This window comes from Pseudomonas sp. BIC9C (assembly GCF_034541995.1).
GTDB classification, from domain to species: domain Bacteria; phylum Pseudomonadota; class Gammaproteobacteria; order Pseudomonadales; family Pseudomonadaceae; genus Aquipseudomonas; species Aquipseudomonas fluorescens_CC.
The window spans coordinates 849,830-863,370 of sequence record NZ_JAWDGM010000001.1 but is presented as its reverse complement, the minus strand read 5'-3'; the positions used below and the strand labels follow the sequence as shown (position 1 = coordinate 863,370).

Genomic DNA, 13,541 nt, shown 5'->3' with positions numbered 1-13,541 from the left:
GGTTTACTTCTGCAATCCTCCTCCGAGCTCATCGAGGAGTGTTCATGCTAACCCAGGAAGAGGATCAGCAGCTGGTCGAACGCGTTCAGCGCGGCGACAAGCGTGCTTTCGATCTGCTAGTGCTGAAATACCAGCACAAAATTCTCGGGTTGATCGTGCGTTTTGTGCACGACACCCATGAAGCCCAGGATGTGGCACAAGAAGCCTTTATCAAGGCGTACCGTGCACTTGGAAATTTTCGCGGAGACAGCGCGTTTTATACGTGGCTTTACCGCATCGCCATCAACACGGCGAAAAACTATCTGGTTTCACGCGGCCGTCGGCCGCCGGATAGCGATGTCAGTTCCGAGGATGCAGAGTTCTACGATGGCGATCATGGCCTCAAGGATCTCGAGTCGCCAGAATGGGCTTTGCTGCGGGATGAGATCGAAGGCACCGTCCATCGAACCATTCAGCAACTGCCGGAAGATTTGCGTACGGCTTTAACTTTACGTGAGTTTGATGGTCTGAGTTACGAGGACATTGCGAGTGTCATGCAATGTCCGGTAGGCACCGTGCGCTCCCGGATCTTCCGCGCCCGGGAGGCCATCGACAAAGCCCTGCAGCCGTTGTTGCAGGAAAACTAAAGACAGCGGCGACAGCCAAGAGAGGAACGCCATGAGTCGTGAAGCCCTGCAGGAATCGCTGTCCGCAGTGATGGATAACGAAGCGGACGAATTGGAATTGCGTCGGGTATTGAATGCCTGCGACGATGTTGAAACCCGTGATACCTGGGCTCGTTATCAGATCGCTCGGGCAGTGATGCACAAGGATCTGCTGCTTCCACGTCTGGACATCGCTGCGGCTGTTTCTGCTGCCCTGGCTGACGAAGCCGTACCGGCAAAAGCTTCCCGCGGTCCATGGCGCAGCCTGGGTCGTCTGGCGGTCGCAGCTTCCGTGACCCTGGCGGTACTGGCCGGTGTGCGTCTGTACAACCAGGATGAGATTGCCGGTGTCGAACTGGCCCAGCAATCCAGTCAACCCGCACTTGCCGTTCCTCAAGTAAAAGGCCCTGCTGTGCTGGCAGGCTACAATGAGAGTTCGGAAGCCACCGGCCCAATGGCCAGCGGCGTTTTGCAAGGTCAGCCAGGCTGGCACGATCAGCGTCTGCCAGGTTACTTGCGCCAACATGCACAACAGGCTGCACTGAAAGGTACTGAGAGCGCGCTGCCTTACGCTCGTGCCGCAAGCCTGGAAAACCGTTAAGGAGGATCATGCGCGCCATACCTCTACTTTCGCTTCTGCTCAGCGGCTGGTTCATCGTTCCAGCCCAGGCCGATGATGCCCAGGACTGGTTGACCCGCCTGGGCCAGGCAGAGCAACAGCAAAGCTTCAAGGGTACTTTCGTCTACGAGCGTAACGGTAGTTTTTCTACCCATAACATCTGGCACCGTGTCCAGGATGGAAAGGTTCGCGAGCGATTGATCCAGCTCGACGGTTCCGCTCAGGAAGTCGTGCGCATTGATGGGCATACTCAATGCGTCAGCGGCACACTGATAGCAGGGCTTGGGGACTCCCCCAACTCCGCTGCCCGTGCACTCGATCCTCAAAAGCTCAAGAATTGGTATGACCTCGCCGTGATCGGCAAGTCGCGTGTCGCCGGGCGTTCGGCAGTGATCGTATCGCTGACACCCCGCGATCAACACCGCTACGGTTTTGAACTGCATCTGGATAAGGAAACCGCTCTGCCTCTGAAGTCTTTGCTATTGGACGACAAGGGGCGGTTGTTGGAGCGCTTCCAGTTCACGCAACTGGATACGGCTGACGTTCCTTCCGAAAACGACCTGCAGGCCAGTAACGATTGCAAGCCGGTCAACCTTGAAAGCGACAAGGCTTCTGCCGTCAAGACTGCCCAGGTCTGGCGTTCCGAGTGGTTGCCGCCGGGCTTCGAGCTGACCAGCAGCACCGCTCGCAAGGATCCGGAGACCAAAACCCAGGTCAATAGCCTGTTGTATGACGATGGTCTGGCGCGCTTCTCGGTATTCCTCGAGCCGTTGAATGGCGCAACAGTCACCGACACCCGTACTCAGTTGGGGCCGACCGTTGCGGTTTCCCGGCGCTTGACCACTGCACAGGGTGAGATGATGGTGACCGTCGTCGGCGAGATACCGGTCGGTACTGCTGAACGGATAGCGCTCTCGATGCGTACCGACGCTGCTGCAACCAAGCAGTGAGCTAAATTCGAAATGTTTCGTGAGCATTTCAATTTGCAAAATTCCCCAAAATTTCTTATAGGTCAGAGCCCCTCGGCTCTGGCCTTGTTTGTTGTTCCCGGAACAAAAATACCGGCGTATTGTTCCCGGTGTTCCTTGCTCCATATCGCTTAACCATGCTCGTCGTAACGGGAGCCGTATGTCGATACCACGCTTGAAGTCCTACCTTTCCATAATTGCCACCGTACTGGTGCTCGGTCAGGCGGTCACCGCCCAAGCGGTCGAATTGCCTGACTTTACGCAACTGGTCGAACAGGCCTCGCCTGCGGTCGTGAACATCAGTACCACGCAAAAGCTGCCGGATCGCAAAGTCAGCCAGCAAATGCCCGACCTCGAAGGCTTGCCGCCAATGCTGCGCGAATTCTTCGAGCGGGGCATGCCGCCGCAATCGCGTTCACCTCGCGATCGTCAACGTGAGGCAACGTCCCTGGGCTCGGGTTTCATCATCTCTTCTGATGGCTACATCCTGACCAACAACCACGTGATCGCCGATGCTGACGAAATCCTCGTTCGTCTGGCTGATCGCAGCGAAATGAAAGCCAAGCTGATCGGCACCGATCCACGTTCCGACGTGGCGCTGCTGAAAATCGAAGGCAAGGATCTGCCCGTGCTGAAGCTCGGCAAATCCCAGGACCTGAAGGCAGGCCAATGGGTTGTCGCGATCGGTTCGCCATTCGGCTTTGACCACACGGTGACCCAAGGCATCGTCAGTGCCGTCGGTCGCAGCCTGCCGAACGAAAACTATGTGCCGTTCATCCAGACCGACGTGCCGATCAACCCGGGTAACTCGGGCGGCCCGCTGTTCAACCTGAACGGTGAGGTGGTCGGGATCAACTCGCAGATCTATACCCGCTCCGGTGGCTTCATGGGGGTGTCGTTTGCAATCCCGATCGACGTGGCCATGGATGTTTCCAATCAGCTGAAATCCGGTGGCAAGGTCAGCCGTGGCTGGCTCGGTGTCGTGATTCAGGAAGTGAGCAAGGACCTGGCCGAATCGTTTGGTCTGGAGAAGCCGGCGGGTGCGCTGGTTGCCCAGATCCAGGATGATGGCCCGGCTGCCAAGGGTGGCCTGCAGGTTGGCGACGTGATCCTGAGCATGAACGGTCAGCCAATCGTCATGTCGGCCGACCTGCCGCATCTCGTTGGCGCATTGAAGGCTGGCGCCAAGGCCAATCTGGAAGTGATTCGTGACGGCAAGCGCAAGAATGTCGAACTGACGGTCGGCGCAATTCCGGAAGAAGGCAAGGAGCTGGATGCGCTGCCAAAATCCAGCATCGAACGTAGCAGCAATCGCCTCGGTGTTTCCGTGGTCGAGCTGACTGACGAGCAAAAGAAAACCTACGACCTCAAAGGTGGCGTGCTGATCAAGGAAGTGATGGACGGTCCTGCCGCCATGATCGGCTTGCAGCCGGGTGATGTGATCACCCACCTGAACAACCAGGCCATCGGTTCCACCAAGGAGTTCGCGGACATCGCCAAGGCGCTGCCAAAGAACCGTTCGGTGTCGATGCGGGTACTGCGTCAGGGGCGTGCGAGCTTCATCACCTTCAAACTGGCTGAATAACCCGGTTGTCGGTTGAATAAAAAACCGCCTCGAAAGAGGCGGTTTTTTTATGTCCGGACTTATTGTGTGCGAAGACGTCAGCCCATCATGTCCTTGATCATGCGCTCCTGTTCCATCAGTTCGCGTTGCCGCGCGTCGATCCGCGAAGACAACGGGAAGTTGCTGCCGGCCTTGCGCTTGGCGAAGTCCAGTTGCTGGATGGCCTGTTTGTAGTCCCCGACCAGCGCAAAATACTCGGCACGAGCCTGATGCAGGCCGATGATATTGCCCGACAGGCCGCGCGTCTCGGCAACCTGATACCACACGTCCGGGTCATCCGGACGCGACTTGAGCAGGCCTTCGAGGGCTTTCTCTGCATCGCCGGCGCGGTTTTGCTTCAGCAGCAGGTCGACGCGCACCTGATTCAGCGGGTAGTTGCCAGGGTACTGGCTTATCAACCGGTCAACCCGGGACTGGGCATCGGGCAGGCGATTGTTGGTGATGTCCAGATCCACCTGAGCCAGGTTGTAGATGATTTCGTTGGGTGCCTTGGCCAGCAGCTGCTTGAGGTTTTCCCGCGCTTCGTTGAGTTGGCCGCCCTTGATCTGGGCGATCGCCAGGCCGTAGCGCGCCACGTCGTTTTTCGGGTTCTCGTCGAGCTGGGCGCGGAAGCGCTTGGCGCCGAGCCCCGGGGTTTCTTCATAGATCAGCTGGACGCGTGCGCGGATCAGTTGATAGCGCATGCTGTCTTCGACGCCGCCCTTTGGCGCCTGTTCGGCACGGTTGCGGGTGTCGGCGATACGCGATTCGGTGACCGGGTGAGTCAGCAGGAATTCCGGTGGCTTGGCATCGTAGCGGTACTGACGCATCAAGCGTTCGAACATGGTGGGCATCGACCGGGGGTCATAACCGGCCTTTTCCAGATTGAGAATGCCGATGCGATCGGCTTCCTGTTCGTTCTGGCGGGAGAATCGCCGTTGTTCCTGAATGGCCGCAGCCTGTGTACCGGCAATGGTCGCAATCCCGGCGTTACCGCCGCCCGCGGCTGCAATCACGATACCGGCCAGCAATGCAGCCATCATCGGTACTTGCATGCGTTGCTGCGCTTCGACGCCCCGGGCAAAGTGGCGCTGCGACAAGTGAGCCAATTCGTGCGCCAGTACCGAGGCATACTCGCCTTCGGTCTGTGCGTTGAGGAACAAGCCACCGTTGACCCCGACGATCCCGCCCGGCGCGGCAAAGGCGTTGAGCTGCGGGCTGTTGATCAGGATGAACTCCAGGCGCCGGTCGGTGACCTGGCTGGTCTCCACCAGTCGGTAAACGCTGGATTCCACGTAATCCTTGAGTTGCGGATCGTTGAGCTGCGCAACCTGGCTGCGCAGCATTGCCAGCCAGGCACGGCCAAGCTGGTATTCCTGTTGCGGAGAGACAATGGCAGAACTGGCGTCGCCGAGTGACGGCAGGTCGTCGGCGAAGCCCGGTGAGGCGAGCAGGCAAGCGAGCGTCAGCAGGGTAGGGCGCAAAAATGTCATGCACAAAGCCTTAGTCGACAAAGACCTTACTGTAGCCGGACACCGGCGTTGCGACCAGATATTCTAGGCGACTCAACCACCTGACCCGGAGTGATGCAATGACCGACGCTGTAGCCCATGACGTTGAACTGGACGCCAGTGGCCTGAATTGCCCGTTGCCGTTGCTCAAGGCCAAGATGGAACTCAACCGGATGGTCAGTGGTGCGGTACTCAAGGTCATCGCCACCGATGCCGGTTCGCAGCGCGACTTTCGCACCTTTGCCCGTTTGGCCGGTCATACCCTGCTTCGTGAAGAAGATGACGCGGGTGTTTACCGCTACTGGTTGAAAAAAGCCTGAAATCGGCTGCGTTTGCTCCTAAGGATTATTAATGTTCAAAGTGTTACGCGACTGGATTCAGCGCTATTTCTCCGATGAAGAAGCGGTGGTGCTGGCTGTCCTGCTGTTTCTGGCGTTTACCGCCGTGCTGACCCTGGGCGGTATGCTGGCGCCGGTGCTCGCCGGGATGGTGCTGGCGTACCTGATGCAGGGGCTGGTGGTGGCCCTCGAGCGCCTGCGGGTGCCGGGCGGGGTCGCGGTGGGGTTGGTCTTTGCGTTGTTCATGGGGTTGTTGCTGGTGTTTATCGTGGTCGTCGTGCCGTTGCTCTGGCACCAACTGATCACCCTGTTCAACGAGTTGCCCGGCATGCTCGCCAAGTGGCAGTCGCTGTTGCTGCTGTTGCCCGAGCGCTATCCCCATCTGGTATCGGACGAGCAGGTGCTGCGGGCCATCGAGGTGGCGCGGGGCGAAATCGGCAAGTTTGGTCAGTGGGCGCTGACATTCTCGCTGTCGAGCCTGCCATTGCTTGTGAACATCATGATCTACCTGGTGCTGGTGCCGATCCTGGTGTTTTTCTTCCTCAAGGATCGGGCCATGATCGGCCAGTGGGTGCGTGGTTACCTGCCCCGTGAGCGAGCGTTGATCACCCGGGTCGCCCATGAAATGAACCGGCAGATCGCCAACTACATTCGCGGCAAGGTCATCGAAATCTTCATTTGCGGTGGCGTGACCTACATCGCCTTTGTCGTTCTTGAGCTCAACTACGCGGCGTTGCTGGCACTGCTGGTGGGGATTTCCGTGGTGGTGCCTTATGTCGGCGCCGTGGTGGTGACTGTGCCCGTGTTTCTGATTGCGCTGTTCCAGTGGGGCTGGAGCGATCAGTTCATTTACTTGATGGCGGTTTACGGGATCATTCAGACACTGGATGGCAACGTGCTGGTGCCCTTGCTGTTCTCGGAAGCGGTCAACCTGCATCCGGTGGCGATCATCTGCGCGGTGCTACTGTTTGGCGGGTTGTGGGGCTTTTGGGGGGTGTTCTTTGCGATTCCCCTGGCGACGCTGTTCAAGGCGGTGCTGGACGCCTGGCCGCGCAAGGAGCCAGCGGTGGCGCCGCTGCTTTAAGGGGCGGGTTTGATCGTTCAGTGGGGCTGATGGCCCCTTCGTGAGCAAGTCGGATCGCCGCACCGCCGCTCCCACAGTTGACCGAGTTGCTCAGAAAAACACGGTCCAATGTGGGAGCGGGCTTGCCCGCGAAAGCGTCCGGATAGGCGCTAGAGGCATCAGGCTTTATTCAGGGCCTGAGCGGCGGCCAATACCGCATCGACATGCCCTGGCACCTTCACGCCGCGCCATTCCTGGCGCAGCACGCCTTTGGCGTCGATCAGGAACGTGCTGCGATCCACGCCCATGTATTCCTTGCCGTAGAGCTTTTTCAGCTTGATCACGTCGAACAACTGGCAGATGGTTTCGTCCTTGTCGCTGATCAGCTCAAAGGGAAATTCCTGCTTGCACTTGAAGTTCTCGTGGGATTTCAGGCTGTCGCGAGACACGCCGAACACTTCGGTATTGGCGGCCTTGAACGCAGCGTATTGATCGCGAAAGCCTTGCCCCTCGGTCGTGCAGCCCGGCGTGCTGTCCTTGGGGTAGAAGTAGATCACCACCTGCTTGCCTTTCAGGCCGGCAAGGCTGACGGTCTGCCCGCTGGTGGCGGGGGCTTCGAAATCGGCAACCGGTTGGTCGATGGCAACGGCCATGAAAGCTTCCTTACATTGGGTTCTGTGGGCGCCAGGGTTCGATCAGGGCGTCCAGGTTCAGCGCGTCGGCAAAATCCAGGAACTGATCGCGCAGCCAGCTGATCTGCACGCCGGGCGGCAAGGTCACGGTAAACGTGGCATTGAGCATGGTGCCGCCGGTCTGCGGAGCCTGATAGGTGTCGCAGGTCAGGTTTTCCAGTTCGACATTGTGGTCCATGAAGAACTGGCACAGCTCGTTGATGATGTCCGAGCGGTAGGCCGAGCTGACATAAGCGACGTACGGCAGGGACTGGGGACGGTTTTCCAGGGCGGCGCTGCGCACCACGTTGACCGTGAATGCATGCCGCTTGGCCAGCACTGGCAGGCTGCCTTCCAGGCGTGCCAGGGCATCCCAGCTACCGGAGATTTCCAGTACCAGCGCACTGCATTCGCCATGACGGGTCAGGCGGGAGGTGACAACGGCGCAGCGGTTTTCATGGCTGGCGCGGCACAGGACGTTGGTCAGCTCCATGGGGTGGGCGCCGAGCGCACTGATGACAAGGAATTGTTCGCGGACTGTGGGGGTGGACATGCAGCATTCCTAAAGCGATGAGCGGTCGGTAGGTTGACGGGCGTTGGCCGTCGGGGTGCGCCTGCGCGTGCCCATTCAGAAAACCCCGGTCTGCGGCGTGCAACTCGCTCCCATAATAGCGGGAACGCGTAGCGGCGACGCTGAAACGGGGTCTGGGAGGCCGAAAAGGGAGGCTGGAACCCGGCGTACAAGCTGATCAGTACCGATCAAAGTCTGAAGGGTAGCGAAAACCGGCGCCAAGGGGAATGGCGGCAGCACAGTACTTCGCTTGTGCAAGCATCTTGGCGCCAGTACCATTACGGCTCTCTTTTTCCGGCAGGAGCGGTTTCATGATTGCGGGCAGTATGGTGGCACTGGTCACACCCATGGATGCACAGGGGCGTCTTGACTGGGACAGCCTCAGCAAACTCGTGGACTTCCACCTTGAAAACGGCACCCATGCCATTGTCGCCGTCGGCACCACCGGCGAGTCGGCAACCCTTGACGTCGAAGAACACATCGCCGTCATCAAGGCCGTAGTCAAACAGGTCAACGGTCGCATTCCGGTGATAGCCGGTACCGGCGCCAACTCGACCCGCGAAGCCGTCGAGCTGACCCGCAACGCCAAGGAAGCCGGTGCCGATGCCTGCCTGCTGGTCGTGCCGTATTACAACAAGCCGACCCAGGAAGGCCTGTACCTGCACTTCAAGCACATCGCCGAAGCGGTCGACATCCCGCAGATTCTCTATAACGTTCCCGGCCGCACCTCCTGCGACATGCAGGCCGAGACCGTGATCCGCCTGTCCACCGTGCCGAACATCATCGGCATCAAGGAAGCAACCGGCGACCTCAAGCGCGCCAAAGCCATCCTCGATGGCGTCAGCAAGGACTTCATCGTCCTTTCCGGCGATGATCCGACCGCGGTCGAGCTGATCCTGATGGGCGGCAAGGGCAACATCTCCGTCACCGCCAACGTCGCTCCGCGTGAAATGGCCGATCTGTGCGAGGCCGCCCTCCGGGGTGACGCCGAGACTGCGCGGGCCATCAACGAAAAACTGATGCCGCTGCACAAGGACCTGTTCATCGAAGCCAACCCGATTCCGGTGAAGTGGGCTTTGGTTGAAATGGGCCTGATGCACGAAGGCATTCGCCTGCCGCTGACCTGGCTGAGCGCACCTTGTCACGAAACGCTCCGCTCGGCCCTGCGCCAGTGCAGCGTCCTGGTTTAATTGAGGAAGTACAACGCATGAAGCGAATGGCCGGACTTTCCGCACTTGCCTTGATTATCTCCAGCACCAGTGGCTGCGGATGGATCTGGGGCCCGGAAGGTTATTTCCGTGACCGCGGTAGCGATTACCTGGACGCGCAACAGACTGCACCGATGCAAATGCCACCGGATGTCCGTACTGCCAAGCGTCTGGATCCGCTGTTGCCGATCCCGCGCAACGTGGCTGATGACACCGCCAAGGGCGAATACGTCGTGCCTCGGCCGCAGCCGCTCACCGCTGCTGCCGACGCCAGCGCCTACTCCCTGCAGAAGAGCGGCGGTTCCAGCTCCATCCTGGCCCAGAACCCGCCAGCCGAAGTCTGGCCTGTGGCCGTTCAGTTCTTCCAGGACAATGGCTTCCGTCTGGATGAACAGCGTCCGCAAACCGGTGAATTCACCACGACCTGGCAACATTCCGACGAACTGTCCGCCGCCATGGGCAAACGCCTGAGCGCGGCCGGCGTCGGCACGGACAGCGAAACTCGTGTGCGGGTGCGCATCGAGCCAGGCGTGCAGCGCAACACCAGTGAAGTCTATGTGGTCAGCGCCGAGCGTCCTGCCGGCAGCACCGCTGACGTGGCATTCACCAACCGTTCGGTCAACACTGGCCTGGACGCGGCGCTGGTCGACGACATGCTCGCGAGCATGAGCCGTATCTCGGAGAAGGGCGGTTCGGTCTCGATGCTGGCTTCGCGTGATTTCGACGCACCCAGCCGTGTCAGCCTCAGCGAAGACGGCAGCGGCAACCCTGTGCTGAACGTCGGTACCGACCTGGATCGTGCCTGGGCGAGCGTCGGTCGTGCGCTGGAACAAGGCGAATGGCGCGTTGAAGACATCAACCGCAGCCTGGGCCTGTACTACATCAACCTGGCCGAAAAAGCCGAGAAGAAAGACGACAAGCCAGGCTTCTTCAGCAGCCTGTTCGGCAGCGCGCCGAGCAAGGAAGAGCTTGACGCCCGCGCCGAGCGTTATCAGGTTCGCCTGAGCAAGGTTGGCGAGAACGTCCAGGTCACCGTCGAGAAAAACATCAACACCGTGGCGCCAGCAGATGTGGCGCGTAAAGTGTTGAGCAAGATTCAGGACAACCTGGGCTGATCCTATGCGTTTTGCCGTTCTCGGCAGTGGTAGTCAAGGGAACGGCACGCTGGTAGCCAGCGCTGATACGTACGTCTTGGTGGATTGTGGTTTTTCCCTGCGGGAAACCGAAAAGCGCCTGCTGCGCCTGGGTGTGAACCCTGCGCAGCTGAGCGCGATACTCGTGACCCACGAACATGCCGACCACGTGCATGGCGTGGGTTTGCTGTCTCGGCGCTACAATCTGCCTGTCTACCTCAGTCGCGGGACCTTGCGCGGGATGCGCAAACCGATTGAACCCGCAGGTTTTCTGGCCGGCGGCGAGCAGCTGCAAATCGGCGACTTGAGCATCGGTGTCATTGCCGTGGCCCACGATGCGCAGGAACCGACGCAATATGTATTCAGTGACGGTGAGCGGCGCTTCGGCCTGTTGACCGACCTGGGTTCGTATTGTGACAAGGTGCTGGACGGCTATCGGGACCTCGATGCGTTGATGATCGAGTCCAATCACTGTCGTGACATGCTGGCCCGCGGTCATTACCCGTACTTTCTCAAGCAACGGGTGGGCGGTGAGCTGGGACATTTGAATAACCATCAGGCGGCATTCCTGGTGGCCGAGTTGGGCTGGAAAGACCTGCAACACCTGGTCCTGGCCCATCTGAGCAGCAAGAACAACCTGCCGCAGCTGGCCCGGCAATGTTTTGTCGACACCCTCGGGTGCGACCCGGACTGGCTGCAACTGGCCGATCAAGATTCAGGGCTCGACTGGCGCCACATCGCCTAGCCCATCTACTTAGCAAGCGGAGCCCATCATGGAAAAACGTGAAGAACTCTACCGCGGCAAAGCCAAGTCGGTTTACAAGACCGACGACGCTAACCGTTTGATCCTGCTGTTTCGCAACGACACCTCGGCGTTCGACGGCAAGCGTATCGAACAGCTCGACCGCAAAGGCATGGTGAACAACAAGTTCAACGCCTTCATCATGCAGAAGCTCGAAGCCGCTGGCGTGCCGACCCAATTCGACAAATTGCTGGGCGACAACGAGTGCCTGGTGAAGAAACTCGACATGATTCCGGTCGAGTGCGTCGTGCGTAACTATGCCGCTGGCAGCCTGGTCAAGCGCCTGGGTGTCGAAGAGGGCATGAAGCTCAACCCTTACACCTTCGAACTGTTCCTGAAGGACGACGCCAAGGGCGACCCGTTCATCAACGAATCCCACGTCGTGGCATTTGGCTGGGGCACCGCCGAGCAACTGGTTCGCATGAAAGAACTGTCGCTCAAGGTCAATGAAGTCCTGAGCAAACTGTTCGACGACGCCGGCCTGCTGCTGGTCGACTTCAAGCTGGAATTCGGTGTGTTCCACGATGGCTCCATCGTGCTGGGCGACGAATTCAGCCCGGACGGCTGCCGTCTGTGGGACAAGGCGACCGGCAAGAAAATGGACAAGGACCGCTTCCGTCAGGGCCTCGGTGATGTCATCGAAGCCTACGAAGAAGTCGCCAATCGTCTGGGCGTACCGCTTTAACCGACGCAAGCATCTGAAAGCACAGAAATATTTCGCTTTGGGGGTTCGCTTCCTGCGAAAGTGTTGTTATGATGCGCGCCGTTGGAGAGATGCCAGAGTGGCCGAATGGGACGGATTCGAAATCCGTTGTACCTTCACCGGTACCTAGGGTTCGAATCCCTATCTCTCCGCCATTATTGAATAAGACTAAGCCCCTGTAATCGTTAGAGATTACGGGGGCTTTTTCGTTTCCGAGATTTTGTTTAGGGCATTTTTAGGGCAATAAATGATGGCGTGAGTCCGCCCCAGGCTGCTATCTGCTCAATGCTTTTGGTGGCACCCGTACGTTTTCCGCAGCTCTGATCGACGGATAATTGGCACTCGTATAGCCAGGCCAGGGAGTCTTCCGGAGTGAGAAAAGCTCTTGAGTTCAACCACGCCAATAATTGCTGGTTTTTCGTGATTGAGCTGATTCGATACGAACCCCTCATAGCAATGCGCTCCGCTCCTGACGGTGATCCGAAAGTCTTGCGATAGTGCTTCATTCGCAGCGTTTAGTACTTCGTCTGCTGTTCTGCATACGTAGATCCGTTGAGCGCCCATTCCGGTGCTCGGCGGCCATCGGAGATTGAAGCCTTTCTGTAAAGTTGAAAATGTCTTGTTTTTTCAGTTGTTCTAATAAGTTCCGAACAGCCCTTTATCGTATCCATGGTTGCACGCCTCCTTGCAAAAAAAATATGCGCAACGCTCTGCGCAATTGTCCTGAGAACTCTCTCGCCAATCGGAGTTTCAACGTTGCTCATTTGGGCGCCATCTCACATTAGCCGACATTTTCATGCTGTCCATCCTTCATGGTTAATAAAATAAAGATATATTGTTTTTGGTATGTATTTCGAAAGATTATAGGTGTCTGTTTGCTTGATGAAACTAACTCATTCGTTTGTTTTTGGTGGAGAAGAGAGAGGTGGGGGGCTGGATGAGCTCGTTTGGCTGTTGTTCTCCTGCCTTTTTAGCCGTATTTATTTTTTTGGTGGACAATCTAAAACCTTGCGCTAGCCTGAGATTTCTCCTCTAGGGAGAGATAAACTAATCAAAGGAGTGAGCGTGATGAATAAGCCGGAATCTAGTCCTAAATTTAAACACGGTCGTGTAATTTCCCCTCCTAGTCGTAGTGCTGTTGCTACAGAAGAAGGCCTTATCCTTGACTGGCAAGCTAATGAAATGGAAGGAGGTAAGAACTTTCCATCATTGACTGCGGGTCCATTCCCAAGGCCTTACGAGATTGACAGCGTGAGCGTGGTGCCACCGGCCGATGGTTATATCCTCAGCGGCGGCAAGACAGATGCCCGCGACTGCGTTAACTTCACGAACGAGGAAATGAGTCAAAAGCTAAATCGCCCATTTACCTGGCCTCTGTTGAATGTTGATCCGGGACAGATGTTTCATGTTAAATGGGTGTACGCCATGCCTCATGTGACTCGGGGTTATAGCTGGTTTATTACAAAGGATGGCTGGGATCCTGAAAAACGCATAAGCCGCGCTCAGCTTGAACCAAAGTCTTTCTATGATGATTTTTATACTCAAATACCGTATTACGAGCATTCCTCTGAATTGAAGGCAAAAATAGAGCATGAAGTGAAGCTGCCACTGGGTAAGCAAGGCCATCATGTCATTGTCTTGCTTTGGGTAGTTGCTGATACCGGCAATGCGTTCTATCAGGCGTTTGATGTGAACTTTAAATAAAGC

Annotated in this window: 14 protein-coding genes and 1 tRNA gene; 12 read left to right on the top strand and 3 right to left on the bottom strand. The window is 57.8% G+C overall.

The window, feature by feature from the left end; translation table 11 throughout:
* The first annotated feature begins 44 nt into the window (after positions 1–44).
* The 4 genes from rpoE (at position 45) to RS887_RS04100 (ending at position 3,816) form a co-directional block, all read left to right on the top strand.
* Complete coding sequence (gene rpoE, locus RS887_RS04115; RefSeq protein WP_322614469.1) at positions 45–626, top strand: RNA polymerase sigma factor RpoE; 582 nt, start codon at positions 45–47, stop codon at positions 624–626.
* 31 nt (positions 627–657) lie between these two features.
* Positions 658–1,245 (top strand): sigma-E factor negative regulatory protein, encoded by a 588-nt coding sequence (locus tag RS887_RS04110; protein ID WP_111280216.1) that lies wholly within the window; start codon positions 658–660, stop codon positions 1,243–1,245.
* 8 nt (positions 1,246–1,253) lie between these two features.
* Positions 1,254–2,213 carry a MucB/RseB C-terminal domain-containing protein gene (locus RS887_RS04105; RefSeq protein WP_322614468.1) on the top strand — a complete coding sequence of 320 codons (960 nt, stop codon included), beginning with the start codon at positions 1,254–1,256 and terminating at the stop codon, positions 2,211–2,213.
* Positions 2,214–2,391: 178 nt separating this feature from the next.
* A complete protein-coding gene (locus RS887_RS04100) occupies positions 2,392–3,816 on the top strand; it encodes a DegQ family serine endoprotease (RefSeq protein WP_322614467.1) in 1,425 nt (474 codons plus the stop codon).
* Between the two features lie 77 nt (positions 3,817–3,893).
* Here RS887_RS04100 and RS887_RS04095 read toward each other — a convergent pair whose 3' ends face one another.
* The gene (locus RS887_RS04095; RefSeq protein WP_322614466.1) at positions 3,894–5,327 is read right to left on the bottom strand and encodes a M48 family metalloprotease; all 1,434 of its coding nucleotides are present in this window, start codon (positions 5,325–5,327) and stop codon (positions 3,894–3,896) included.
* 98 nt (positions 5,328–5,425) lie between these two features.
* Here RS887_RS04095 and RS887_RS04090 point away from each other — a divergent pair, with 98 nt between their 5' ends.
* Together RS887_RS04090 and RS887_RS04085 are read left to right on the top strand one after the other, a co-directional pair.
* Positions 5,426–5,665 (top strand): sulfurtransferase TusA family protein, encoded by a 240-nt coding sequence (locus tag RS887_RS04090; RefSeq protein ID WP_057400713.1) that lies wholly within the window; start codon positions 5,426–5,428, stop codon positions 5,663–5,665.
* A gap of 31 nt (positions 5,666–5,696) precedes the next feature.
* A complete protein-coding gene (locus RS887_RS04085; protein WP_008023779.1) occupies positions 5,697–6,767 on the top strand; it encodes an AI-2E family transporter in 1,071 nt (356 codons plus the stop codon).
* Between the two features lie 158 nt (positions 6,768–6,925).
* Here RS887_RS04085 and RS887_RS04080 read toward each other — a convergent pair whose 3' ends face one another.
* Together RS887_RS04080 and RS887_RS04075 are read right to left on the bottom strand one after the other, a co-directional pair.
* Complete coding sequence (locus RS887_RS04080) at positions 6,926–7,399, bottom strand: peroxiredoxin (protein ID WP_322614465.1); 474 nt, start codon at positions 7,397–7,399, stop codon at positions 6,926–6,928.
* 10 nt (positions 7,400–7,409) lie between these two features.
* Entirely contained in the window at positions 7,410–7,970 is a 561-nt protein-coding gene (locus RS887_RS04075; protein ID WP_322614464.1) for a glycine cleavage system protein R, read from the bottom strand.
* A gap of 329 nt (positions 7,971–8,299) precedes the next feature.
* Here RS887_RS04075 and dapA point away from each other — a divergent pair, with 329 nt between their 5' ends.
* The 6 genes from dapA to RS887_RS04045 all read left to right on the top strand — a co-directional run bounded on the left by dapA (position 8,300) and on the right by RS887_RS04045 (position 13,538).
* On the top strand, positions 8,300–9,178 hold the full coding sequence (dapA, locus tag RS887_RS04070; protein ID WP_057400709.1) for a 4-hydroxy-tetrahydrodipicolinate synthase: 879 nt from the start codon (positions 8,300–8,302) through the stop codon (positions 9,176–9,178).
* A 17-nt stretch (positions 9,179–9,195) separates the two neighbouring features.
* Positions 9,196–10,311 (top strand): outer membrane protein assembly factor BamC, encoded by a 1,116-nt coding sequence (bamC, locus tag RS887_RS04065; protein ID WP_322614463.1) that lies wholly within the window; start codon positions 9,196–9,198, stop codon positions 10,309–10,311.
* Positions 10,312–10,315: 4 nt separating this feature from the next.
* On the top strand, positions 10,316–11,074 hold the full coding sequence (locus tag RS887_RS04060) for an MBL fold metallo-hydrolase (RefSeq protein ID WP_085715396.1): 759 nt from the start codon (positions 10,316–10,318) through the stop codon (positions 11,072–11,074).
* Positions 11,075–11,102: 28 nt separating this feature from the next.
* A complete protein-coding gene (purC, locus tag RS887_RS04055) occupies positions 11,103–11,816 on the top strand; it encodes a phosphoribosylaminoimidazolesuccinocarboxamide synthase (RefSeq protein ID WP_007944067.1) in 714 nt (237 codons plus the stop codon).
* A gap of 83 nt (positions 11,817–11,899) precedes the next feature.
* Positions 11,900–11,989: transfer RNA gene (locus RS887_RS04050), tRNA-Ser, on the top strand.
* A gap of 913 nt (positions 11,990–12,902) precedes the next feature.
* The gene (locus RS887_RS04045) at positions 12,903–13,538 is read left to right on the top strand and encodes a lytic polysaccharide monooxygenase auxiliary activity family 9 protein (protein ID WP_322614462.1); all 636 of its coding nucleotides are present in this window, start codon (positions 12,903–12,905) and stop codon (positions 13,536–13,538) included.
* Positions 13,539–13,541 lie beyond the last annotated feature (3 nt).